Annotated in this window: 21 protein-coding genes; 5 read left to right on the forward strand and 16 right to left on the reverse strand. The window is 63.6% G+C overall.

Annotation, left to right across the window (positions count from 1 at the left end):
• The first annotated feature begins 62 nt into the window (after nucleotides 1-62).
• Nucleotides 63-1085 (forward strand): nucleotidyltransferase family protein, encoded by a 1023-nt coding sequence (locus LB516_RS02725; RefSeq protein ID WP_181173981.1) that lies wholly within the window; start codon nucleotides 63-65, stop codon nucleotides 1083-1085.
• A gap of 8 nt (nucleotides 1086-1093) precedes the next feature.
• Here LB516_RS02725 and LB516_RS02730 read toward each other — a convergent pair whose 3' ends face one another.
• Genes LB516_RS02730 through LB516_RS02740 form a run of 3 tightly spaced genes read right to left on the reverse strand, consistent with a single transcriptional unit; the run spans nucleotide 1094 to nucleotide 2816 of the window.
• The gene (locus LB516_RS02730) at nucleotides 1094-2080 is read right to left on the reverse strand and encodes a serine kinase (protein WP_224718868.1); all 987 of its coding nucleotides are present in this window, start codon (nucleotides 2078-2080) and stop codon (nucleotides 1094-1096) included.
• The gene (locus LB516_RS02735; RefSeq protein ID WP_140614927.1) at nucleotides 2077-2514 is read right to left on the reverse strand and encodes a lasso peptide biosynthesis B2 protein; all 438 of its coding nucleotides are present in this window, start codon (nucleotides 2512-2514) and stop codon (nucleotides 2077-2079) included. Before LB516_RS02735 ends, LB516_RS02730 begins: the two co-directional genes overlap by 4 nt.
• Nucleotides 2514-2816 (reverse strand): PqqD family protein, encoded by a 303-nt coding sequence (locus tag LB516_RS02740; RefSeq protein WP_015314206.1) that lies wholly within the window; start codon nucleotides 2814-2816, stop codon nucleotides 2514-2516. Before LB516_RS02740 ends, LB516_RS02735 begins: the two co-directional genes overlap by 1 nt.
• Before the next feature lie 764 nt (nucleotides 2817-3580).
• Between LB516_RS02740 and LB516_RS02745 the strand changes: the two genes are divergently transcribed.
• Complete coding sequence (locus tag LB516_RS02745; RefSeq protein ID WP_224718869.1) at nucleotides 3581-5488, forward strand: propionyl-CoA synthetase; 1908 nt, start codon at nucleotides 3581-3583, stop codon at nucleotides 5486-5488.
• 146 nt (nucleotides 5489-5634) lie between these two features.
• The gene (locus LB516_RS02750) at nucleotides 5635-6717 is read left to right on the forward strand and encodes an acyltransferase family protein (RefSeq protein WP_224718870.1); all 1083 of its coding nucleotides are present in this window, start codon (nucleotides 5635-5637) and stop codon (nucleotides 6715-6717) included.
• 93 nt (nucleotides 6718-6810) lie between these two features.
• On the opposite strand, the gene LB516_RS02755 is transcribed toward LB516_RS02750, so the two are convergent.
• From LB516_RS02755 to LB516_RS02780, 6 genes are all read right to left on the reverse strand, one after another.
• Nucleotides 6811-9195, reverse strand: coding sequence for a polysaccharide biosynthesis tyrosine autokinase (locus LB516_RS02755; protein WP_015314209.1), 2385 nt, complete (start codon nucleotides 9193-9195; stop codon nucleotides 6811-6813).
• A 148-nt stretch (nucleotides 9196-9343) separates the two neighbouring features.
• The gene (locus LB516_RS02760) at nucleotides 9344-10240 is read right to left on the reverse strand and encodes a UTP--glucose-1-phosphate uridylyltransferase (RefSeq protein ID WP_140821594.1); all 897 of its coding nucleotides are present in this window, start codon (nucleotides 10238-10240) and stop codon (nucleotides 9344-9346) included.
• Between the two features lie 74 nt (nucleotides 10241-10314).
• Nucleotides 10315-11283, reverse strand: a complete 969-nt coding sequence (locus LB516_RS02765) for a glycosyltransferase family 2 protein (protein WP_140614929.1) — start codon at nucleotides 11281-11283, stop codon at nucleotides 10315-10317.
• Nucleotides 11273-12223, reverse strand: coding sequence for a glycosyltransferase (locus LB516_RS02770; RefSeq protein WP_140614930.1), 951 nt, complete (start codon nucleotides 12221-12223; stop codon nucleotides 11273-11275). The genes LB516_RS02765 and LB516_RS02770 overlap by 11 nt, the downstream gene beginning before the upstream one ends.
• On the reverse strand, nucleotides 12223-13212 hold the full coding sequence (locus LB516_RS02775) for a glycosyltransferase family 2 protein (protein WP_140791613.1): 990 nt from the start codon (nucleotides 13210-13212) through the stop codon (nucleotides 12223-12225). Before LB516_RS02775 ends, LB516_RS02770 begins: the two co-directional genes overlap by 1 nt.
• Before the next feature lie 15 nt (nucleotides 13213-13227).
• Entirely contained in the window at nucleotides 13228-14400 is a 1173-nt protein-coding gene (locus tag LB516_RS02780) for a glycosyl transferase family 1 (protein WP_224718871.1), read from the reverse strand.
• 185 nt (nucleotides 14401-14585) lie between these two features.
• Here LB516_RS02780 and LB516_RS02785 point away from each other — a divergent pair, with 185 nt between their 5' ends.
• The gene (locus tag LB516_RS02785) at nucleotides 14586-16082 is read left to right on the forward strand and encodes a lipopolysaccharide biosynthesis protein (protein ID WP_224718872.1); all 1497 of its coding nucleotides are present in this window, start codon (nucleotides 14586-14588) and stop codon (nucleotides 16080-16082) included.
• A 54-nt stretch (nucleotides 16083-16136) separates the two neighbouring features.
• Entirely contained in the window at nucleotides 16137-17159 is a 1023-nt protein-coding gene (locus LB516_RS02790) for a phosphoribosyltransferase family protein (RefSeq protein ID WP_318011803.1), read from the forward strand.
• A 27-nt stretch (nucleotides 17160-17186) separates the two neighbouring features.
• Here the strand turns inward: LB516_RS02790 and LB516_RS02795 are convergent, their stop codons facing one another.
• The 7 genes from LB516_RS02795 to LB516_RS02825 all read right to left on the reverse strand — a co-directional run bounded on the left by LB516_RS02795 (nucleotide 17187) and on the right by LB516_RS02825 (nucleotide 24418).
• Nucleotides 17187-18266: a glycosyltransferase gene (locus tag LB516_RS02795; protein WP_224718874.1), complete on the reverse strand. Its 1080-nt coding sequence runs from the start codon at nucleotides 18264-18266 to the stop codon at nucleotides 17187-17189.
• Nucleotides 18267-18333: 67 nt separating this feature from the next.
• A complete protein-coding gene (locus LB516_RS02800; RefSeq protein ID WP_224584332.1) occupies nucleotides 18334-18783 on the reverse strand; it encodes a hypothetical protein in 450 nt (149 codons plus the stop codon).
• A gap of 22 nt (nucleotides 18784-18805) precedes the next feature.
• Complete coding sequence (locus tag LB516_RS02805) at nucleotides 18806-20248, reverse strand: GMC oxidoreductase (RefSeq protein WP_224718875.1); 1443 nt, start codon at nucleotides 20246-20248, stop codon at nucleotides 18806-18808.
• Between the two features lie 65 nt (nucleotides 20249-20313).
• Complete coding sequence (locus LB516_RS02810) at nucleotides 20314-21645, reverse strand: UDP-glucose dehydrogenase family protein (protein WP_224718876.1); 1332 nt, start codon at nucleotides 21643-21645, stop codon at nucleotides 20314-20316.
• A 50-nt stretch (nucleotides 21646-21695) separates the two neighbouring features.
• Entirely contained in the window at nucleotides 21696-22562 is an 867-nt protein-coding gene (locus LB516_RS02815) for a family 16 glycosylhydrolase (RefSeq protein WP_224718932.1), read from the reverse strand.
• A 143-nt stretch (nucleotides 22563-22705) separates the two neighbouring features.
• Entirely contained in the window at nucleotides 22706-23104 is a 399-nt protein-coding gene (locus LB516_RS02820) for a hypothetical protein (protein ID WP_140660027.1), read from the reverse strand.
• Between the two features lie 291 nt (nucleotides 23105-23395).
• Entirely contained in the window at nucleotides 23396-24418 is a 1023-nt protein-coding gene (locus LB516_RS02825) for a glycosyltransferase family 2 protein (protein ID WP_015314223.1), read from the reverse strand.
• Nucleotides 24419-24482 lie beyond the last annotated feature (64 nt).

The following is a 24482-nucleotide window of genomic DNA, read 5'->3' on the forward strand; positions in this document are numbered from 1 at the left end:
TCAGCCGTGCTTTTCTGCGACCATTCCGGACAATCCACATAACGATGGATTTGTCCGGATCGATGCTGCCGTCTCTTACTCCAGCTGAAGAAAAACTGCTGCTGCGCTTCGCCGATCCGGAGGCTGTGGCGGTCGGGGAGAATTTATCGGCGAAGGCCCTGTCTGCCCTGCTCGACAATGTCGAATTCCACGGCGTCCTCCCGATCATGCTGCGCAAGCTTGGGGAGCGTGGCGATGCGCACCTGCCGTCGGATACTGGTTTGCGAGACAAACTCGACGACCTGCGCCAGAGGGCGACGATCGCCACCGGCCAGTCGATGCTGCTTCAGTACCATGGCGACCGCATCATGAAGGGAATGGCGGCGGAAGGCATTCCGGCGCGGATCGTCAAGGGGCCGGTCTTCGCACGAAAACTCTACCGCAATGTATCCGACCGGCCTTTCACCGACATCGACATCCTGGTCGAGCCCGCCGACCTTGCGCGGGCAAACCGGGTGATTGCGGCATGCGGCTTCGAGCTTGCCAGCAACGAGGCCGAATCTTACCGGCTGCAGGAATTCAAATGGCTGGAAAAGGAGAATTCCAGCCTGCTGGTCGAGTTGCATGGCGACCTTGTGCACGACACCGGCATGCGGCGGCGCCTGTCGCTGGGTTTTCGCGAGCTTGGCATCATCGATGGCGGCGCGACGGATACGCCGGCCGCCCTTCTGACGATCGCCATCGTGCATGCCGCCGGCGGCCACAAATTCCACCGTCTGCAGCTTTGCGTCGACGTGCTGCAAGGTGTGAGGGCGCTGCAATCCCCGGTTTCGGAAACCCGCCTGCTTGACGCCGCGCGCATGACCGGCATCGAACTCGAACTTGCGATCGTGCTCAACGTAACCGGGCGGCTGTTCGACGAACCGCATGCGCTGGCACTCGCCGGGCGAATAAAGCCCGACCTGTCGATCCGACTGGCCAAGAAGCTGATCACGACCAACACGCTGCTCAGGGTCAATTCCCGGGAGAAGATCGGCTCGCGGCTACGCCGCGATGCCTTTCGCTGGATCCAGCGGCTGGCCAAGGCCAGGCCATACGCCGCTTGAGCGGACCGTCAGTCCAGTGATGCCAACCTAGCGCTTATCAGCGCCGCCGCATCGGCCGGACGCACGCCTACTTCCAGGGTAAAGGTCGGCACCGACGACACCAGTCCGCGGATCGCCGCCAACCTGCGCTTCTGCAGCGGCAGCAGACCGGTCGCGCCGGTGCGGACATTGTCCATCGCCAGCGCCACCATCGCGTCGGTCCGGGTCATGGGCGCGAGCCGGGTCTCTTCGTCGCCGGATCGCGCAAGATGCAGGAGCGCTGCGACCGGACGGGCGGTCGGACTTTCGATTTTTACGATCCCACTCAGCTTTTCCAGCGAAACAGCCTGTTCGCCATTGCGGTCCCATGACAGACCGAGGCATGGCGCCATAAGCGGGATCATCCGCGCGGTCTTCTCATGGATCTTGACATGGCGCGGCAAACCCCAGGCGGCAGGCGTGGGGGAAGCGAGATTCAGGATCATGGCGTCGTCGGAGCACAGGCCGAATCCTTGCGTTGCCAAGGCCAGCGATGTGGTGGTCTTGCCGGTGCCGCTCGGGGCATGGACCAGCACGACGGCGTCGCGGCCCGGCAGCGTCAGCCCGGCCGTGTGCAGCATATGCTGGCCGCCTGCGTCCAGTGCTGCGTCCAACACCAGCATCGATGGCGTCCAGGCGGCCTTCGCACCAGGGCGAACCCGGAGTTCGGCCCAACCCTCCTCGTCATTGACGACAAGGGCCTGGCGTTCGGGAAAGACGAGATGGACCGTGCCGCCATCCGCGATCATCCGGCAGTAGCCGTCCTCCGGTATCTCGCCCTCGAAGACGAGCGATCCGCTGGGCGCTTCGTCCAGAACGTCCGCCTCTTTGATCTCGAGGCGAAAATCCGGCTCGACGGGACCTGTGACACGCAAGGTGCCCAGCATCCCGTCGAAATCCTGCCACAGGCCGGGGCGCTCGGCCGATATGCCGAGGATCTGGCCATTGAGGTCATAGAATACTGAAGGTCTGGTCAAGCGGAACGCACCTTCGTGGCGGCGGTGGCGGGGTGACGGTAGATCTCGACCATGCCGGGAAGGCTGTCACTGACCACCGGCTTGCCGTCCAGGCACACCCAGCAATGCGCCGCCAGCCGCGACGCTTGCAGCGACTTCGGATCGACGCCGAAACGCAGCTGCGGATCGAAACCGGCAAGGCGCAGGAAGCGATGGCCGAGCAAGCCCTCCCGCAAGCATCTGCGGTCACGCATCAGCCAGGGATGACGCACGGCACGGTTGACGCGGGCGACAATGTAGGGGGCAGGCAGGCCGCGATAGGGCGCCGGCGAGGCGAGCGGCGCCCATTTCAGCACGTCCTCGAAGCTGCGATTGGCAATGAGAATTGGCATCAGCCGCGCGCTTGCCCAGAGATGACAGCGGAACAAGGCGCGCAGGAGAGGACCGTCCACCATCAAGCGGTGCCTTCAGCCATCAAGCCTGGAGCAGCGAGAATGCCTTCCGAGACCAGATCGCTGGCCAGCGCCGCCATGTCCTCGTCAAGCGTGCCCTTGTCGATTTCGAACTCCTCGCAAAGCAGGCCGACGATCTGGCCGAGGCTGCGCGCGCCATCCACCTTGTCGAGAAAGGCTTCGGTCGTCCCGTTGCAGGTATAAAGCTGGCCGCTGCGCGCCAAAAGCACCACCGCGCCGTCGCCGACATGCTGAACCGAGGCATCGTCCGCCAGTCGCAGAACCGTTCCAGAGGCAATTTCCATAACGAACCCCAAAAGCCATGCAAAACCCGGAAATGAGATAGCGCGGTGGTGGGGCGCTGTCTATTGGCCGGCCGGGATGGCTCGCGTGGCTTTATTTTGCGGACATGCTCTCGTGAGGCCGCAACATCCATCCAGAGTCGAAAATCGTCCCAGAAATAGTCGCCGGAATGGCGCGCCAGGCAAGCATGCTGACCGGCGGCACCGTTGCTTTTCTTCCCTGAGGTAAGGTAAGAACTCCCCGGGTCTCGGGGAGATAGCGTATGCGTTACAATTGGGAGCGGGCTCCGACGACTTTCGAACGTCATCGAAAAGCTCTGGCGACAGCCATTTTGATCTTCGGCGGCGTCGGTCTCATGCTGGTGGCCTTGCCGATCTAGCGCGTCGACATTCGCCCAACGAATCCGGCTTGTTAGACGGCAACCGGCGGATTGTTCGGCGGGTTGTCCGGTCACCGCTATGAAGCGGCGATCGCACCCTTAAAAAAGCCCTGGCTGAAGCGCTGCACCAGCACGACGATCACCGCCGGCTTGCCGGCCGGTGTTCACGGGATCCGACAGGCTGTAGGAGGTCGGACGGTTCCTCGAGCCTGGCCTCGATCGACCATTGATGGCGCATGCGCTCACATCCTCCCGCTCGATATCGTTTCGACAGCGGGCATCTCGGTCAGGACAAGACCGGTTCAAGCGAAAATCAGGGAAGACAGCGCCGGAAAAAACAGCATAGGCTGTTTGCAAAGACGGCAAATGGTTTCCGGGAGAGTACGGATGGCTTCACGCTATCACGAGATCTATGACGGCTGGAAACGCGACCCGGAAAAATTCTGGGCCGACGCGGCCGGCGCCATCGACTGGTATTCGCCCTGGAACAGGGTGTTCGATGCCTCCGCCGGCGTCTACGGCCGCTGGTTCACTGGTGCGACCTGCAACACCTGCTACAATGCCCTTGACCGGCATGTCGCCGGCGGGCGGGCGGACCAGATCGCGCTGATTTACGACAGCGCCATCACCGGCACGGTGAAAAAGTTCACCTATGCCGAACTGAAGCGCGAGGTGGTGGCGCTGACCTCGGTTTTAAAGAACCGCGGCGTCGGCAAGGGTGACCGCGTCATCATCTACATGCCGATGGTGGCGGAAGCGGCCATCGCCATGCTCGCCTGCGCCCGCATCGGCGCAGTGCATTCGGTCGTGTTCGGCGGCTTTGCCTCGCATGAGCTTGCCACCCGCATTGACGACGCAAAACCGAAACTGATCATCTCGGCCTCGTGCGGCCTGGAGCCGGGGCGGGTCGTCGCCTACAAGCCGCTGCTCGACAAGGCGATCGAGATGTCCCGGCACAAGCCGGACGCCTGCCTGATCCTGCAGCGCGATCAGCTGCGCTGCGATTTGAAGGACCATTTCGACATCGACTATGCCGACGCCGTCGCTCGTGAGCGCGCAGCCGGCGCCAATGTCGACTGCGTGCCGGTGCTGGCCACCGACCCACTCTACATCATCTACACGTCAGGCACGACGGGCCAGCCCAAGGGCATCGTGCGGGACAATGGCGGCCACATGGTCGCGCTGAAATGGACGATGGAAAACGAGTTCGGCGTGAAGCCCGGGGAAGTGTTCTGGGCGGCGTCCGATGTCGGTTGGGTGGTCGGCCATTCCTACATCGTCTACGGCCCGCTGCTGCATGGCTGCACCAGCATCCTGTTCGAAGGCAAGCCGATCGGCACGCCCGACGCCGGCACCTACTGGCGCGTTATCGCGGAACATGGCGTGGTTGCGTTGTTCACCGCGCCGACTGCCTTCCGCGCCATCAAGGGGCAGGATCCCAAAGGCGAGTTCGTGCCGAAATACGATCTGTCGAAATTCCGCACCCTGTTCCTGGCCGGCGAACGCGCCGACCCCGAAACCATCAAATGGGCGGAGCAGAAGGTGAACGTGCCGGTGGTCGATCATTGGTGGCAGACCGAGACCGGATCGCCGATGACGATCAACCCCGCTGGGCTCGGCCTGTTGCCGGTGAAGTACGGCTCGCCCGGGGTACCGATGCCCGGCTACGATATCCGCGTGCTCGACGATGCCGGCCATGAGGTGCCGCGCGGCACGCTCGGCAATGTCGTGGTCAAGCTGCCGCTGCCCGCGGGCTGCCTGCCGACCCTGTGGAACGCCGATGCCCGCTTCCGCCAGGCCTATCTCGATGAGTTCCCCGGCTTCTACAAGACGGCCGATGCCGGCATGATCGACGAGGACGGGTATCTCTACGTGATGGCCCGCACCGACGATATCATCAACGTTGCCGGCCACCGATTGTCGACGGGCGCCATGGAAGAGGTGCTGGCCGCCCATCCCGATGTCGCCGAATGCGCCGTCGTCGGCATCGCCGATGCGATGAAGGGCCAGATTCCGCTCGGCTTCGTGGTGCTGAACGCCGGTGTCGCGCGCGACGGCGCCGCCATCGAGAAGGAGGTCGTCGCGCTGGTGCGCGAGCGCATCGGCCCGGTGGCCGCCTTCAAGACCGTGGTGACGATTAAGCGCCTGCCCAAGACGCGCTCGGGCAAGATCCTGCGCGGCACCATGCAGAAGATCGCCGACAAGGAAGCGTGGATGATGCCTGCAACCATCGACGACCCCGCCATCCTCGATGAGATCACCGCTGCCCTGACGGAGCGCGGAATCGGCGTCTAAGGAGCACTGCCGGGACCTGACTGGAGCTACCGTTGCGCGATGTTGCGACGCGGCGAACTTTGTGATGACCGCTGGGCGCAATCGTAGATTGTGCGATGCAACATTCCGCCCTACAGTTCCCGCGGGGGGCCATTCGATTGGATCGCATGGCTCAGAAAAAAATAACCTTTGGCGGTATCGACATCCTGCGGTTTCTCGCCGCCGTGCTGGTCATGGTCTATCACTACGGCTTCTGGGTGTGGGCCTATCCCGACGGCATCTCGGCGCAAGCGACTGGTGGCGTTCCGGCGCAGCCTGGGGTCGGCGCCTGGGTCGGGTCTGGCTGGGTCGGCGTCGAGATCTTCTTCGTCATCAGCGGTTTCGTCATTGCCTTCAGCGCCGAGAATTCGACGCCGCTGCGGTTTTTCGAGGCAAGGGTCAAAAGGCTGGCGCCGGCGGTCTGGATTTGTGCCCCGATCACCACGGCGCTGTTGCTGCTGATCGGCTTGAGCTGGCCGACCGATGCGGTGGTTCGGCTCGTGCGCACCGGCCTGTTCGCGCCTTATGGTCCCTGGGTGGACAGCGTCTACTGGACGCTCGGCATCGAAATCGCCTTCTACGCTATCGTCTGGATCCTGCTGCGGCTCGGCCGTTTCAACCTGATGGAAAGGGTTGCCATCGTCATCGGCATGGTCAGCACGCTGTTCTGGTGCCTTTATTATCCGCTCGGCTGGTCCGCCTTCGCCGAGACGCGGTGGCTGCAGCTCGTGCTGGTGCATCATGGCTCATTCTTCGCGGTCGGCGTGCTCATCTGGCTGATGCGGTTCAAGGCGGTGACGGCGTCTCGCCTTGGCTTCTGCCTGCTGTTCCTCGGCGGTGGGGTGCTGCAGATCGCCAGCTCCGTCGACGTCCATAGCATCAAAGTCGGAGCCGTGATGCCGTACGGGCCGCCAATCTTGATCTTCCTCGCGGCCATCGCGCTGATGGCGTGGTCGCTCACGCTTGATCTCAGATGGAGCGGCTGGCGCCGGATCGGCCTGATGACCTATCCGCTCTATCTGATCCACGACGTCATCGGCGCGGCGATGCTCGGCGCCATGGTGCGCTCCGGGCTGCCTTATCTCCTGTCGATGGCAATGGTCGGCGCGACCATGATCGCGGCAAGCTGGCTGGTGGCAACCGAGGCCGAACCGCGCATCCGGCTGCTGCTCGACCACACGCTTTTCCGTTACCGGCTGAAGGCGGCATAGCCTCGAGCTATACGCCGCTCCGCCTCATGTCCGGCCGCATGAACGGCGGCCGGACGGTGCGCAGGTTCAAGACATGATGGCAACGGCCTTATCTCAGACCGCCGCCTTCGAACGCACTTCCGACTTGTCGAGATAATAGCTCGAGTACTTGTCGAAGAATTTCTCCGACGCGCCGAACGACCCGTATTTGGCGAGCTTCTTCAGATCGACCTTGTTCAGCACCGCGCCGACGATCTTGTTGGCGACATAGGGTTCGGATTCCAGCATCGAACGCACCATGGCGCGCGGCGTGCGGCCCCATTCGGTGACGAGCACGAAGCCGTCGACCAGCGGCGCGAAGGCCTTGGCGTCGACCACCGGGCCAAGCGGCGGCAGATCGACGACGATGTATTCGAAGGTCTCCTTGGCGTTCTCGATGAAACGCCGCATGCCGGCCGAGGAGAGAAGCTCGCTGGTGTGCGAGAAATGCCCGCGCAGCACAGCCGGGATGATCGCCAGCTTGGTCTGCCTGTCGATCTTGCCGACGGACTGCCAGGTCTGGCCGCTCACCACCGCTTCCATCAAGCCTTGCTCGGCTTCCATGCCGAGGCTGCGGCTAAGGCCCGGATTGCGCAGATCGCCGTCGATGAGCAGCGTCCTGGAGCCATTGGCGGCGAGCAGCCCGGCGAGATTGGCCGCGACCGTCGACTTGCCTTCGCCGGGCAGGACCGAGATCACGCCGATGACGCGGCTGCCTTGCCCTTCCATCACCACATCGAAGGCGATCTTGGCGCTGCGCAGCGTTTCGGAGAACATTGATGCCGGAGCGTCGATGCTCACCCGCATCCGTGCGCGCCTTTCGATGGCGGCCGGCGATCTGGCGACCTTGAGATCGGGTTCGGCTGGCTTGTCTTCCTTGCTCGGTTTGCTGCCGATGGTCGGCAGGTAACCGAGGAATTTGAGGCCGACGCGGTCGCGGACCTCCTCGCCGGTCCTGAAGAACCGCTCGTTGAACTCGTTGAGGCCGCCGAAGCCGGCGCCCATCAGAACCCCGAGCACCAGCGAAAGGCCGAGCACGATGACGGTGCGCGGGCTCGAGGCGGCAAGCGGCGTCGACGCATCCGAGATGATGCGGATCTTGCCGACCGGGAAGGATTGCTGCTGCGCGGCTTCCTCGTAGCGTCCGAGGAACGTCTGGTAGAGCGTGGAGAGTGCCGTCGCCTTCTGATCGAGATCACGCAATTGGACCTGCGACTGGTTGTCGATCGAACTCTTGCCCTGCGCGGCGGCGACATTGGCCCTGAGCGCGGTCTCGCGCGCCAACGCCACCTCATACTCGTTGCGGTAGCTTTCGGTGAGCTGCTTCAGTTCGCCGAAGATTTGCGTCGAGATATCGGCCTTCTCCTTGGCGAGCGCCACCGCCTGCGGATGCTGCGGGCCGAAATTCGCCTCGACATCCTGCTGCCGTTTGGCGACCGTGAGGTAGCGGGTCTTCAACGCCGCAATGACCGAGCTGGCTGGCTGGTCGCTGGATATGGCGGCATCCTTGAAAGCGTTGTCCGAGCCGCTGTCGACGATCGACTTGTATTGCTGGTAACGGGCGCTGGCACGCGCGGTGTCGGCCTGCGCGACGATGAGCTGGGCGTTCAGGTCGGCGAGCTGCTTGTCGCTCATCAGCTGGCCGTCGCTGTTGGCGGACAGGCCGTGTTCGGCCCTGAATTTCTCGACCGCCAGGGATGCCTGCTGCGAGCTCTCGCGCAGCTCCGTCAACCGGCCCTGCAGCCAGACCGCCGCGCGCTCGGTGGCGTCGAAGCTGGCGTCGAGCTGGTCGGCGAGATAAGCGTCTGCATAGGCCTTGGTGATGGCCTTCGCCAATGCCGGATCCGTCGCCTGGTAGCCAAGCGCGATAACGTAGCTTCGCCCGACGCGATCCGCCCTGATCTCGTTCTGCAGCTTGAGGATGGCGTAGTCGCGGCGCGACGTGGCGATCAGCGCATCGCGCGCGGCGGGGTCGAGCTTGGTGATGTCGCCGACACCCGGCATGACCGGGCTGCTCGGACGAACATACTGGATCAGACCGCGGACCAGGCCAACGCCCTGGGCAAGGGCCGACTGGGGCGGGTTCATGAACGTGTCGTTCTGGTCGAGCTTGAGCTTGTCGACGACCACGGCGGCAAGCCGCGTCGAGGTCAGGATCTCGATCTGGCTCAGAATCGCGGAATCGGTCTGCATCGTCGTCGATGCCGCCGAGATGTCGTCGACGATCTTGTTCAGACCTTCATCGATCAACACGCTGGAAACCGACACGAATTTTGGCGGCGTGGTCTGCAGATAGAGCATGCCCAGGAAAAGGCCGATGATGGCGCACACGCCAACCACCTTGGCCTGCCGTGCGGCCATGCCAAGCAGCCGCTCGATGTCGATGAAGTCGTCGCCGTCTCCTGCTTCCGAATTCGGCAATGGCATCCTCTTGTCGAGAGGAAAATTGGCATAGTTCATCTTCGGTCCAATTCTGGCTTGTCTCGCTCGCAGGCCCCGGAGAGATCGGGAGCATTGGCAGGCGCGACACACGCTTGGTGCCGGACAGCGCGGAGCCGGCCGGCGCCTCCGCCGTCAGCCACCCGACAATACTCCCGAAAGATGGGCATTATGCGGCTTCTTCCTGGCGTTCATGCGTCCGGACGAACTCCCGGAGCATCTCGAAAACCGGACCCTTCATGTCGTCGCGCGCCAGCGCGAAGGCGATATTGGCCTGGATGAACCCTTCCTTGGACCCGCAGTCGAACATGCGCCCCTTGAAAGGCTGGGCAAAGAATGGCTGCTCCTGCGACAGGCGAACCATGGCGTCGGTCAGCTGGATCTCGTTGCCGGCGCCGCGCTGCTGGTTGCCCAGAAGCTGGAATATCTCGGGCTGCAGGATATAACGGCCATTGATGTAGAAATTCGACGGTGCGTTGGCCGGCGCCGGCTTTTCGATCATGGCCGTCACCTCGAAACCGCCGCCAATGTCGGCGCCACGGCCGACAATGCCATATTTGTTGGTCTCGGTGGGATCGCAACGCTCGACGGCGATGACGTTGCCGCCGGTCTGTGCATAGAGGTCGGTGATCTCGGCCAGGCATCCGCGCCCGCCGAAGGAGACCATGTCAGGCAAAAGCAGGGCAAAGGGCTCGTTGCCGATGACCTCGCGGGCGCACCAGACGGCATGGCCGAGGCCTTGCGGCGACTGCTGGCGGATGAAGGAGGTGGCGCCGGCCACCGGCAGCATGCTTTCGAGCGTCTCCAGCTGAGTCTTCTTGCCAGTTTGCTCCAGGGTTCCGATCAATTCCGGATGCAGGTCGAAATAGTCCTCTATGACCGCCTTGTTGCGGCCGGTGACGAAGACGATGTGCTCGATGCCGGCCTCGAAGGCCTCGTCCACCGCATATTGCACGACGGGCCTGTCGACGACGGGAAGCATTTCCTTCGGCATCGACTTGGTCGCCGGTAGGAACCGTGTTCCAAGCCCCGCCACCGGTATCACGGCCTTCCTGATTTTCTTCATCGCAAATTCCTTCTGAGGAGATCGACTACAGTCCATTCACAGGCCACGAAAAATCCCTCCATGTGCCTGCATCTTCACCTCCCCGCCCCGACGGCAAACTGTGCCGCTACTCTTCGCAACCGCACGGCGATCGGCATGCCCATATGCCTGACCGCCGCCGGGTCGCTGAGCGCCGTCCGGATCGCCTTGAGCGGGGACCGCGCCTTGATGTGCTGGACCATCGCCAGGAACGAGGCCGCCTTGCGCAGGCTGCGGCCGCGCCGGGCGAATGCCGCCTGCGCGGCCACGTCCATCGAATGGGTTTGAGCGAAAATCTCGTCGGCCTTGCGCATCGCCTCGACGTGATGAGGCTCGAGCACGCGCGAGATGGAGCCGCTGCGGATATGATAGGCATAGCCGATTTCAGGCTCCACCACGCATCTGCCGCCCATGGCCAGGGCTTCGGCAAACAGGATGTAGTCCTCGCCGATCCTCAGCTTCTCGTCATAGCGAAGCCGGTTTTCGTCAAGGAACCGGCGCAGGAAGATCGGCTTGAGATAGCCGAGATTGAACTTCGATTCGAAGACGATGTTGCCGGCGATGTAGGTCGCCAGCGAAATCTCGCGCAGGCCTTCCAGATACCGGCGCGGGAACATCGCGTCCTCGACCACGCCGTCCTCACGGACGACCTGGAGATTGTCGACGGCGATCTCGGCGCCCGCCTTTTCGGCGCGGCCGATCATGGCGGCGACGCGTCCGGGCAAGACGGCGTCGTCGGCATCGAGAACCGCTATCCACCTGCCGCGGGCGGCGTCGAGCCCGGCATTCCTGGCCCCTCCGGGGCCCCTGTTCTTTTCCAGCGCCACGACACGCACGACATGCTCGGGATAGGCCCTCGCCACATCGAGCGTGGCATCACGCGACTTGTCGTCGACGACGATGATCTCGAGGCTGACGCCCTTCTGGGCGATGGCGCTGGCGACCGCCCTATCAAGGGTTGCCTCGGCATTGTAGGCGGCGATCACAAAGGAAACATCGGGCACGGAGGAAATGTCAGGCTGCACGCTTGCCTCCTTCCCCTGGTGAAGGCTGGCCATAGAGGCGCAGTTCGCGGACACCGACAAGACCGCTGACAACGCCGACATGCATGATGCCGCGCAAGACACTGCGGTTCCTGCGTACCGGACTGGCTGCAACCGGAAGTGCTGCGGCGAAGCAAAAAGCGGCCTTTGCCGCGGCAAGGCCGGCCTGCTTTACTCGCGCGATGCCGCTGGCGCCGCGGCCCAGGAGATGGCCGTGAGTCTGGCCAACCCGGAAGCGGCGGCGGCTGAGCCAGTCGAATGCGGCCCTGGCCCTCGGCACCGCCTCGTCCACCCATGCCTCCGGCGCAAAGGCGATCCGGCCGCCTGCCTTGTGCATCTGGTCGAAGAATTCGGTGTCCTCGCCGCCGGTCTGGCCGCGCGCCAGGCTGAAGCGGCGGCCGCGCAAGCTGTCGGATGCCATGCGCAGCAGGACGTTGCAGGTGTAGCCGGTGCGGATTTCGCCGTGCACGCGGACCGGCAAGGTGGAATGGAAATCGCCGCGGCGCATCCATTCCGGCGCATCCGGACGATAGAGCGCGCGCACCGGGCCGAGAACCGCGGCGGCGCCGCTTTTGTCGGCCGTTGCCACCAGTTCGGCGAGCCAGTGGGCCGTAGCGGTCTCATCGTCGTCGATGAAGGCCAGGAAATCGGCCTCGCTGGCCTCGAGACAAGCGTTGCGAGCGATCGAGATGTTGCGGGCCGGGCAATGCCGGTAGCGGACCGGCAACTTCAATTCCTGCGACAGCACCGTCACCAGGTCCCTGGCGCTCGGCGTGTCGTCATTGTCGGCGACGATGACGCCGATCTCGAAGCCGTCAGGCATGGCCAGGGCGGCGAGCGAGCGCAGCGTGTCGGCCAGTTCCGGCCGCCGGAATGTGCACACGCCGATGTCGATGCTGCGATGCTTGACCTCAACCGCCATCACGCCGCCCTCCGCCGCGTGCCGAGGCCGAGAAGCTGCAGCCAGAAGCCGACGGACCAGCCGAAATGCATGACCATCGCCGAGACGCCGGCAAGCGCGATATCGGCATTGCGCTGGCTGATGGCCGCCACCAGGCCGTAGCCTAGGCACACCGCCACCCACAGCACCAGAGGCAGCGCCGCGATCCAGTGCAGGAAGGAGAAGGCCGCCAGCAGAACCACCGGGAAGACCGCCAGCGGCACCATCTGCCTGACCTTCGGGATCACACGATGTTTCAGCACATTCTTGGCGCGGCCGCGGCCATAGCCGAGATACTGGACATAAAGGCCGCGCAGCGAGGTCCGCGGATAATAGACCATCTGCGTCCTGCCGCTCATCCAGATCCTGTAGCCTGCCCGCCTCAGCCGATAGTCGAGTTCCGCATCCTCATTGTGACTGAACGTCTCGTCATAGCCGCCGACGGCCTGGAAGGCCGATATCCGCATCAGTGCGTGATGGCCGTGGTCGACCCACTCCCCGGCGGAGAGATGGCGATGCTTGGAGCCGCCGGTGCCGAGCTTGGAGTTCTGCGCCGCCGCCGCCGCTTTCTGCACCGTGCCGCTGCCGCTGGTCAGCATCGACACCACGACCGAATCCGCGCCGGTCGCCAACGCCTCCTCGACCAGTCGGTCGCAATAGTCGTCGGGATAGCCGCCATGGGCGTCGATGCGGATCAGATAGTGCGCACCCTCGCCGAATTTGGCCACCGCCAGGTTGATCGCGGCGCTCTGGATGCGCTTTTCGTTGTGAAGCAGGATGATGCGAGGGTCGTTCCTCTGGCGCTCGCCGACAATGGCCAGCGTGCCGTCGGTGCTGCCGCCATCGGCAACGACGATCCGCGCGCCAAGCCGTTCCGCCGCCGGGCAAAGCTGGTCGAGCAGCGCACCGATATGAGTCGCCTCGTCGAGACACGGGATCACGATCAGGGTGGAGGCAAGCGCTTGCGTCATCGGGCGATGTCCATCCTATGCCAGGGCCTCGGTCGCGAGCGGCCCGCGCACAGTGGTCAGGCCGCGCAGTTTTTCGACCAGGGCGCCGCAGTCGCTGCGATCGTAGCTCCACATCCTCGGATTGTGGGCCAGCACGCGCGCCTTCAGCCTGCCGAAGCGGTACTGTTCCATCCCGCCAAGCGCGGTTTCGAGCGCTTCGGGCGTGGCCTGCGGCAGCAAAACGCCGATCTCGCGCTGCCGCAGGAACCGTCCGGTCTCGGTGTTGTCCATCGAGATCGGCACCGCGCCGAAGCGGCAGCCTTCATAAAGGCGGTTGGGCAGCAGCCATTCGGAGTTCTGTCCCTCCTCGAAGAAATCGATCGCCCAGGAGAAATGGACGTCGTGATAGATCGCCGCCATGTCCTCCGGGTTGCGGTACGGCCCGCGAAACGACATGTAAGGTTCGGCATCGACGAAGGCATGGAAATCCGGGAACTCGGAAAGTGCCGGGCGGCCGCGCAGCACGATTTCGAACCGGCCTTCCATGTGACGCGTGAAACCGGCCAGCAGTTCGAGCGAGCGGCGGCACCGGAGCGCCCCGAACCAGCCGATCCGCCACGGCGGAGCGAGAGGTCCTTCCACCGCCTCGCGCTCGGCGGGCAGAATCGCCGCCGCCTCGAAATATTTGTTCTCGACCAGTTCCACCGGCGCCGCGACCTGGCGGAAAGGCTTGAAATAGTTGGCGATGAAGGCGGGCGAACTGGTCACCAGCAGCCGCACATCCCGCGCCAGATGACGCTCGGTGGCGCGCAGCGCCTTGCCCAGGACATCGTCGCGAAGCACCAGGCGGTGAATGTCGAGACATTCGTAGACGATCGGGACAGCGGCGCCGAAAGCCGACCGGGCGCGGCGGGCCAGCGCCAGCATCTCCAGGTTACGCGCGATGATGATGTCGGGCTTCGGCACGTCCCTGAGCTTCGAACCTATCGAAACCGCTGTTTTTGCCACCGCCGCCAGGCGCTGGGCGAATCGCCCGTCGCGCGTCGCGCCAAGGTCGATTGGCCGCAAGCCTTCGATGTCGGCAATCGGAGTGGCGGCGCGGCGGAAGCCCGCCAGGGTAACCCGGGCGCCACCTGTCCTGAGCATCGTGATCCGCCGGCGAACCGCCGGGTCGGAAACATCATGTACCAGGTACAAGACATGCAGCATGAAAACTCGACCGCTGTTTGACCCACCCAGGGGAAGCCTAGTACAGCTCTTGCTGCATCGCAACATTTTTGGCGCACCGTTCCACGTTTTCTGTTGCACTGCAAAATTATTGCCGTAGTTTGTGGTCGGCGGCGGTTGTGGATTTCGGGGCCCCGGAATCCGCGCAAAGATCAGGAATCCTGAATTTGGAAGCCAATCCATTCGATCCGCCGGAAGGCTCCCTGCGCAAATCGGTCGGCCGCGGTGCCGTCGTGACCGCAATGGCGCAATCGGTGCGGGTCGCCACGCAGATCATTTCCGTCATCGTGCTGTCGCGACTCCTGTCGCCGCAGGATTTCGGCGTCGTGGCCATGTGCGCGCCTGTGCTCGCCTTCATCGCCCTGTTCCAGGATTTCGGCCTGACCCAGGCGACCATCCAGAAATCGGGCATCCGGCATGAGGAGGTGAACTACCTCTTCTGGATCAATGTCGCCGTCAGCGCGGTCCTCGCCTGCGTGCTCGCGGGCGCGGCACCCCTGGTCGCAGCCTTCTATGGCGAGCCGCGCGTCGCCGGTCTGGTGGCGGCACTGGGATTGCAGATCCTGGCTTATGGCCTGGGAGCCCAGCATCTGGCGCTGCTGACCCGTCGCATGCAGTTCGGCCGCCTGGCAATCATCGACGTCGCCGGGGCCGTCGCGGGGCTGGCCGTCTCGATCGCCTGGACTTTCATCGACCGTTCCTACTGGGCGCTGTTTGCCGGCACGCTAACCGGCGCGGTGCTGCCGACGCTGTGCTACTGGGCCAGCTCGCGCTGGCGCCCAGGCATGCCGCGCAAGGTCGCCGGGATCAGCGAGCTGATCAATTTCGGTGCCGGGATCACCGGTTTCAATTTCGCCAATTTCTTCGCCCGCAATCTCGACAACGTGTTGATCGGCAAATACTGGGGCGAGGCCCAGCTCGGGCTCTACGACCGCGCCTACAAGCTGCTCCTGTTCCCGCTCAGCCAGATCACCAATCCGCTGTCGAAGGTGATGGTGCCGGCGCTGTCGCGGCTGAAGGACGAGCCGGACCGCTATCGCAGCGCCTATTTGCGCGTCATGCCGCTGATCCTTCTGGTGGCGCTGCCCGGCGTCGCCTTCGCCACCGCGATGTCGGATGTGCTGATCCCCTTCGTGCTCGGCGAGCAGTGGCGCGCCAGCGCCTCGATCTTCCTGGCGCTCGGCTTTGCCGGCCTGCTGCAGCCGCTCAACAATCCGGCTGGTTGGCTTTTCGTCAGCCAGGGCCGCTCCGGCGACTTCATGCGCTGGGGCATCATCACGGCGGCGACCTCGGTGCTTGCCTTCGCGCTCGGCCTGCCCTACGGCGCGCTCGGCGTGGCGGTCGCCTATGCGGTCAGCGAGTATCTGCGCACGCCCTTCCTATGGCTCTATGTCGGCAAGAGCGGACCGCTGCGAGCCACCCATGTGCTGCGCACGGCAACGCCGTTCGTACTTGGCGCGCATCTGGCGCTTGGGGCGGTCTGGCTGGTCAAGCCGATGCTGCCGCAGCAGCATGTCGTCGCCCTGGCAAGCGGCGCCATCCTGGCCTACACGATCACCATCGTCGTCGCGCTGGCCTTCGCCGTCGGCCGCGAAGCCTTGCGGGAGGCCTTGAAAATGCTGCCGGCAAGGGCGCCGGCGGCGACGCCGCGCGAGGCGCAATAATTTCGGCGCCTTTGTCGTCTATTCCATATCCCACCCAAGCATCAGGCCTGATCCATGCACTACCGATCGATCTCCGACATGAACGACGCCATCGTGAGCAACCTTCACCGGCTGCCACGCGATATCGACCTGGTGGTCGGCGTTCCCAGAAGCGGTGTGCTGGCGGCGACGCTGGTCAGTCTTGCCGCCAACATTCCGATGACCGACCTGGACTCCTTCCTCGAAGGCAGGGTCTACACGTCAGGCATCACCAAGCGCCGCGCGGCCCTTGACCGCAAGGTCTCGGACATGCGCAAGGTGCTGGTGATCGACGACAGCGTCGCCGGCGGCAATGCCATGCGCGACGCCCGTGCCCGCATCAAGGGCGCCGGTATCGAGGCTGACTACACCTTTGCCGCCGTCTTCGGCCTGGAGCCGGAGCACCAGGAGACCGATCTGGTGTTCGAGGTCGTGCCGCATCCGCGCATGTTCCAGTGGAACTTCATGCATCACAAATTCCTGGCGCAATGCTGTGTCGACATTGACGGGGTGCTGTGTCTCGATCCGACCGAGGCCGAGAACGACGACGGGCCGGCCTATGAAAAATTCCTCAGCGAGGCGCGGCCGCTTCATGCCGTGACCCACAAGATCGGCTGGCTGGTCACCAGCCGGCTCGAGAAATACCGTGCGTTGACGGAGGCGTGGCTGGCCAAGCACGAGATCAAGTACGACAAGCTGATCATGCTCGATCTGCCGAGCAAGGCGGAGCGCCAGCGGCTTGGCGCGCATGGCAGTTTCAAGGCCGATTTCTATCGCAAATCCGACGCCATCCTGTTCATCGAAAGCGAACATGCCCAGGCGCTGAGGATTGCCAAACTGTCGGGGAAACCGGTCCTGTGCGTCGAAACGCATATGGTCAGTTTTCCCGATGCGCTGTCGCTGCCAGCACTTGGCCAGGCCGCGCGAAACCTGCCGGCGAGGCTGCGCCAGGTCAACTCGCAGGAGGGCCGCAAGAGCGCCGCCAAGACCATTGCCCGCGCCCTGCTCGGTGCACGCGGCTATGAAACGCTGAAGAACAGGGTCAAGCGCCCAGCCTGATGCAGAACCGATCGGGTCGCTGCTTGGCTACGCGGCCTGGCGTGCGCGCTGCTGCACCGCTCTGTCCAGTATCGAGAAGAAGGTGACGAACTGACGGTCGGGGTCGAGTTCCGGCCGGCCGGCGAAGCCGCGCGCGAGGGCCGAGACCCGCTGATATTCCTTGTTGTCGTTCCACAAGAGCCTGACGGCCGCGACCCATTCGGCGAGCGGGGCATCATAGTCGAGCACCGTGCCGCCAGGGCCGACCGCTTCCGGCAAGCCACCGCGGCGCGAACCGACGACCGGAATGCCGCTGCAATGGGCTTCCGAGGCAACCCGCCCCCAGGCCTCCTCCCATTTGCTGGGCGCCAGCAGGATCCGGGTGCGGCCATAGACCGTCTTCATGTCACTGGTGCGGTTCTCCAGCGTGACATTGCCGAGCGGCGTGATCGTCTGTTCGATGCGTGCCCGGTGATCGTCCGCCAGCTTCCAGCTTTCGACGAACAGGAACGGGATTTCGGGGCACGCGGCGGCGATCCGCACCGCAAGCTCGAAGCCCTTTTCCTCATAAGGGTTGATCAGGGTGACGAACTGGCCTGAAGTCGGCGTGCTGTAGTGGGCCGGATTGATGGTCGGAGGGATCACCGCCGCCTCGATGCCGAACTCCCTGGCGTAGGTACGCGCGGTGAATTCGGAATTGGCGATATAAAGCGCCGAATGCAGGTCGCGCAGGTCGCCCCCAAGCTCGTGAAACTCGACGTTGCGGAGGTAGACGACCAGCGGCACGCCCCCGGCCTGCAACGCCTTGCCGAGTGGAACCGACTTGTGACACTGAACCACCGCCACATCCGGCTTGACCCTGTTGACGGCGAAGGCCGCCGCCTCCCACGGAAACCACGCCCGAATCACTGGGTAGCCGGGAAAACTGTCGACGACCGCCGGCTGGCGCAAAAGCTTCATCTTGGCACGCGCCTTGAAGCCGAAGACACCATCGCCAAACAGCGCGGCGAGCACCGCGGCCTCATGCCCATGCTCGATCAACTGCTCGGCCAGATGATGAGTGCTCGACTGGACGCCGCCGCTGAACTCCGGTGGGTAGCCATTGCCGCCTGCAAAGAGAACTTTCATGGTCCTGGCTCCTCGTCTATCGCGTTTCAATGCCCACGGCCGATGAACGGCAGCGTCAAGTGCAGCCTCACGCAGTCTTTGGCGGATCAAGCGTCGCGAACGGATTTGTGCATGGCTGCCATCCGGTGAACCGGATGGGATCACTAGGCGAACTGCGCGAGGCGTAGTCCGTCAACATGTGAAATTCGGCCACGACCCAGCGGTCGAAATGCCGGAGGTCGCGCTGCTTCCGCTTTGGCAACAACTTGCGTGCCTGGCCGAGCTTCACCGTCTCGAGCAAAGTGACGGCGTCGCCCAGTTTTTCGCTGGGAAACAGCCACGGATTGCGGTTGCGGAACTCCAGCACGAACTGCTGCAGGTGCTCGATGCGCATGTTCAACCCGCCGAGGTATTTTTCGAGCGTGACGCGAACCAGGTCCTCGTCCGAAAACGAAGACACCGCCGCGAAGGCCACGCCAGTCGATGCAACTCCACCAGCCATGATGGCCAAGACCGAGCGCCGTGAGATTTCCATCATGGGTTACCTCCTTCCCTTCCCGTCACGCCATCCGGCTCGCCGCGCGCAGGGACAAAGCTGCCGCGGTCAGGCTCGGGTTGGCGCAGGAGCAGCTTGGATAGGTGCTGGTGCCGACGACGACCAAGTTTCTCAACCGGTGATGGATCATGTTGCTGTCGATCACCGAATCAGCCGGGCCGGTGCCCATCCGCAATGTGCCCTGGACGTGCGATTCCGTTGGCCGGATGCCGCGGTCGAAGAGCCGTTCGACAGGCAACGGGGCAAGCAGTCCGGGCAATTTGTCCAGCGCCCGGGCCATGCCTTTGACGGCATAGTCCGACGGCGCCTTGAAGGAGACGAAGGCGTTGTCATCCTCGTCGAGGGTGACGAAATTCTCGTGATCGAGCAGGTTCTCGGTGACCACGACCAGCGGCAGCGCCTGGCGCAGCCGGCCCTTCTCTGCGCGCATCCCGTGCTGCCAGCGGTTCTCGAAATAGACGAGGGCCGCCGCGTGCTCGGACCGGTGCGGACCGTCATAGAGGCCGAAATTCAGGCCGGTGGTGATGGTGCTGCCGTCGAAATTGTCGACGCCGTCGAGATAGACCTCGAAATTCCAGCCATAGGATTCATGCAGGCCGCGCCCGACGAATTCATCGCCCAGGCCCGAGCGCAGCATGATCGCCGCGCTCTGGATGGCATTGGCGCCGAGAACGAAGAGGTCGCCGCTGACCTGATATTCCCTGCCCTCATGCACGAAGGCGACCGAACGGACCGTGCCGCCGACATGGTCGAGCCGCCGCACTTCGGAGCCGAGGCAGACCGAAACGTCGGGATGCTCGAAGACATGCATAAGGCCGTTATTGGCGGTGAACTTGGCATCGACCGGGCACAGCCAGCAGCGCAGATTGGCGCAGCAGGAGCTGCGTTGCGCGGTCGGCACGCGCGCCCGTGCCGTCGGCATGACGAAATGCTGTTCGGGCTGGGCCGCCTTCATCATCCTGTCCGGCGTCGACATGCGATGCGGTGGCTGCGGAAAGGGCTTCGAGCGCGGCAGCATCGCCGCCATGTCGGGATCGCCGGAGATCGACATGATGTCTTCGGCGTCGCAATAGAACGGCTCGACATCGTCGTAGCTGATCGGCCAGTCGTTGCCGACGCCGTAGGTGCTTTTCAGCCTGAAATCATTGGGGTGGAATCTTGGCGTCTGCGCGAACCAGCAATTGGTCCCGCCACCCAGCCCGATCGTGTAATTCCACGGCTTGTCGGAATTGGTGCTGTAGGTCGTCTCGTCGTCTATGTCGGTGTTGACGTTCTGGTCAAGCTGCCATTCATGCGTGTTGTGGCGACCCCACTCCAGAACCAGGATGCGCGCCTTACGCCGCCTGGCGAATTCATGCAGGAAGAAAGCCGAACCGAAGCCGGAACCGATCGCGACAACATCGAAATGATCTTTGGTGACTTGCTCGGGCTTTACGTCCAGCACCATCAGCTACAATTCCTTCTACGCCGGGCGTTTGGCCCGATCCTGCTTTCGGCTCTCCGCGCCCGATCTCATGCCGCCATTCTGCCGATCGAGTGATATTCGATGCCGTGGCGCGCCACGACCTTGGGATCGTAAAGGTTGCGGCCATCGAAGATGACCGGCGTGGTCAGCGCATCCTTCAGCGCATCGAAGGACGGTGCGCGAAAACTCTTCCATTCGGTGGCGATCAGCAGCGCATCGGCGCCGCGCAGGGCCGCCTCCTTGGTTCCACACAACAGCAGGTCGTCGCGCAGCCCGTAGATGGCCTGGCATTCCTGCATGGCCTCGGGGTCATAGGCCTGCACGGCCGCGCCGGCGTTCCAGAGCGCCTCCATCAGCACGCGCGCGGGCGCCTCGCGCATGTCGTCGGTGTTGGGCTTGAAGGCCAGGCCCCACAGCGCGAAGGTCTTGCCCTTGAGGTTACCCTTGAAATAGCGGTGCACCTTGTCGAACAGAACGGATTTCTGGTCATTGTTGCGCTCCTCGACGGCGCGCAGCAGCTTGGCGTCGTACTTGACGCCCTCGGCGGTCTTGATCAGGGCACGAACGTCCTTGGGAAAGCACGAGCCGCCATAGCCGAGACCCGGATAGATGAAGTGATAGCCGATGCGCGGGTCGCTGCCGATGCCCTGGCGCACTTCCTCGATGTCGGCGCCGAGTTGCTCGGCGAGGTTGGCCATCTCGTTCATGAAGCTGATCTTGGTCGCCAGCATGCAATTGGCGGCGTATTTCGTGAATTCGGCGCTGCGCACGTCCATCACGATCATCTTCTCGTGGTTGCGGTTGAAGGGCGCGTAGAGTTCGCGCATCACGGCCTCGGTGTCCTCGCTCGACGTGCCGACGATGATGCGGTCGGGCTTCATGCAGTCGGCGACCGCGGAGCCCTCCTTGAGGAATTCGGGATTGGAGGCGACGTCGAAGCTCAGATCCTCGCGGCCCCGCTTCTTCAGCGTCTCGGCGATCCTGGCCTTCACCTTTTCGCAGGTGCCGACCGGCACGGTCGACTTGCCGACGACGATCTTGGCGGTATCCATCTCGCGGCCGATGGTCTCGGCGACCGCCAGCACATATTTGAGGTCGGCCGAACCATCTTCGCCGGGCGGCGTGCCGACCGCGATCATCTGGATTTCGCCGTGCCTGACGGCTGCCGCCGCATCGGTGGTGAACTTGATGCGGCCGGCGGCGTGATTCTCCCTGACGATGGTTTCAAGACCCGGCTCGAAGATCGGAACGAGGCCCTGATTGAGCCGCTCCACCTTGTTTGCGTCGATATCGACGCAAACAACCTGGTGGCCAACCTCGGCAAGCACCGCCGCCTGCACCAAGCCGACATAGCCAATTCCAAACACCGTCAAGTTCATTCGGTTTCATTCCCATCCAGGGCAGCGGACCGCTTCTCGGCCCTGCCGGTTCAATTCGTCTTTCCCAGCTCTTTTACACTACACACCAGCGATTCCGGAAATTGGCAGGGCTGACCCAGCGCGGTGAACGCGACCCGCTCGACCTGCAGCGAAAGCTTGCGGCCCGGGTCCGCAAACGCTCCCATCCAGCCCTTCATGGTGTCGCTACCCCAAAGGCTGAAGAAGATCTTCTGCGCATGGCTGGGCAGCTTCGCGGGATCGGTGATGGTGTTCACCAGCTGGCCGTTGAGATACCAGCGCAGGCTATCTTTCTCCCAGACGAAGGCATAGTCGTTGAAGGCACTGTCGGTGCCGCCCGGCACGTCGACCAGCTTCTCGTTCTTGCCCTTGCCGGCGATATAGGCGTTGACCTGCACCTTGGAGGTGTCCTTGGTCAGGATCTCGAAGTCGATCTCGTCCCAGGGCTGCTTGTCGGATGGGCCGATATAGGAGAAGAACGCCGCGTTGAGGCCAGGGCCTGTGTCAGTCTTCATCCGCGCCTCATAGGTACCATAGCCGAAACGCTGCTTGGTCTGGATCTCGCCGCAGGCAAACTCGCGATCCTTGGTCTTCTGCTTCGCGAATCCGAGCGAAAGAACGCCATCGGAAAGCTTGACCAAGCCTTTCGACCAGGTGCAATTCTGATGGCTGCCGTTCGTCCAGCCGTCTGAAACGTACCAGCGCTCGTGGTCGAAATTCTTGAAATCGTCGACGAAAGAGGGCGCGGACTGGATATCCTGCGCATGAGACGGGGTTGCCGGCAGGCTGCCAAGAGCGACCAGCAGCAAAGCGACCGCCAGACCAGACCGCCGCCAGAAATGCAGGGCTGAAGGGGCGTCTATTGCTGTCGTGGACATGGTCTTTGGATCCGAATTCATGAGTGACTCACCTTTGCGCTGTGTCCCCAACCCAAAGTCGACGTTCGAACCGCTTCCAAACGGGCCAACCTTGACCTTTTCAATCACCCTCCCGACGTCCAGCCTTGCATCACCTTCGCCGTAACGGTCCCGCGCCGCCGCCTTCAATTTCGGCCGGCTCCCGCCTGCCTGGCGGGGTCGACCGCCGCCGGATCGGTGCTCGTATTCTCGTCGAAGACCACGTCCAGCGAATGACGGAGCTCGCGCATCCTACCGCCCTGGCGCGACAGCGCAGCGATGCGGCGCTCGCTGTTCAGGATCGACTGCGTCAACGCGCTGACTTCGGACGAGCGGCGATCGGAGGCGGAGCCGTTTTCCATGGCTTCGACCAGAAAGGCCGCGTTGGTCGCCTCCTTGCGGTAGCGGCTCTCCAAGCCGGTTTTCTCCGCCTCGATCTCGGCGGCGATCTGCTCGAACAGCTTCGCCAGCCGGTCCAGGCGCGCAACGTCGGTCTGCCTGTCGCGGGCCGGATCCCTTGATCTGAAGCCGAATATCGAGGCCATGAACTTAAATTCCCGTCATCGCCGGCTTCCTGGACCGGCTTTCAGGCCAGGCCACTGGCCGATCCCCGCAACCGGGGCTGAAAAGTCGTAACCGCGTCGCCCAACTCCTCTGACGAAGAGAGACTTCGCACCAGTCCGATCGGGGGCCAGTTCGGCTGGTTGTTTAATTTGTTGCACCGCAACATAGACTGCCATCCCCAGAGCCGCGAGGCAACCACCCAATTCGTAAACTCATAAATCCGATGGAAATGGTTGCGTGGCGGCCTCGCGGTCGGCAGGTAACACCGCGCCTTACCGTCCTTTGCCGGTACTGGTTCCAGCCATCAGGAAACGGAGCGGCGGCACGTGCTTGTTCCTGGAGACCAGGCCAACACTGCGAAACAGCGCCTCGATCTTGTCGGACGCCACGCCCTGGACGATGGGGACGAGGTTGGATTGGCTTGCGAAGGCGTAGGCCGCGGCAGAAGCCAGGCCCCGCTCGGCCTTCACGTCGAGGAAATTGCGCAGCCGGTATTTGTCGCGCACATGCCGCTCGTGCCGCCGTAGCACTGCTTTCGACCCTTCCGGCAGGCTGTCGATCGCCAGCAGCGCCAGATCGGCATCGGCCAGCCGCTTCAGATCCTGCGTCTTGTGGCGGCCGCTGAGTGAATCGGCGCGGACGATGGCGCCGTAGCCGCAGGAACGGATGACCTTGAACCGTGCCCCGTGGGCGACCGCTCGCGCGTAAAGCTCGTAGTCCTCGCCTAGCCGCAGGCTCTCGTCGTAGCGCAACCCGTGGCGGTCGAGAAAGGCACGGCTGATCACCGGCTTCAAGAAGCCGAGTTCGCCTCTTTGGACGCGGCGCCTGGAGATGTTGCCTTCCACGAATCCTTCGAAATCGAGGAATTCCGGATCGGCGGCAAAATCCGGGGCGACGATTTTGGTTGCATCGCCAGCCGCGTCATCCCTGATGAGCATGATGTTGTCGGCGGCGAAATCCCAATCGGCGCCGACAAACAGGTTGCGAAACCGGCCCTCGAGGAAGAAATCGTCGGCGTCCAGAATGCTGATGAACGGGGCTCGTGAACCGGCGATCGCCGCATTGCGGGCAAAAGAAGGGCCGCGATTGACGTCGAGGCGCATCACCGCAAGCCGGCCGCTGCCATCGTCGGCGGAGCGTGCGACCTCGGCCGTATTGTCCGTGGAGCCATCGTCGACGACGACGACCTCCCCGACTTCCGGTTCGCGCAACGCGGACGCGATGGCGACGGCGATCGTTCGCGCCGCGTTTTTGGCCGCGATGATCACGCAGACTTGGGATTTCGTCATCGACATGGAATTGCCTCTTGCACAGGTTCCGATCTGCCCTCGCCCTGTACGCGTTCGATATTCGCCGCCT

Origin of the sequence: Mesorhizobium sp. CO1-1-7 (genome assembly GCF_020164885.1) — a bacterium.
Classification (GTDB): domain Bacteria; phylum Pseudomonadota; class Alphaproteobacteria; order Rhizobiales; family Rhizobiaceae; genus Mesorhizobium; species Mesorhizobium australicum.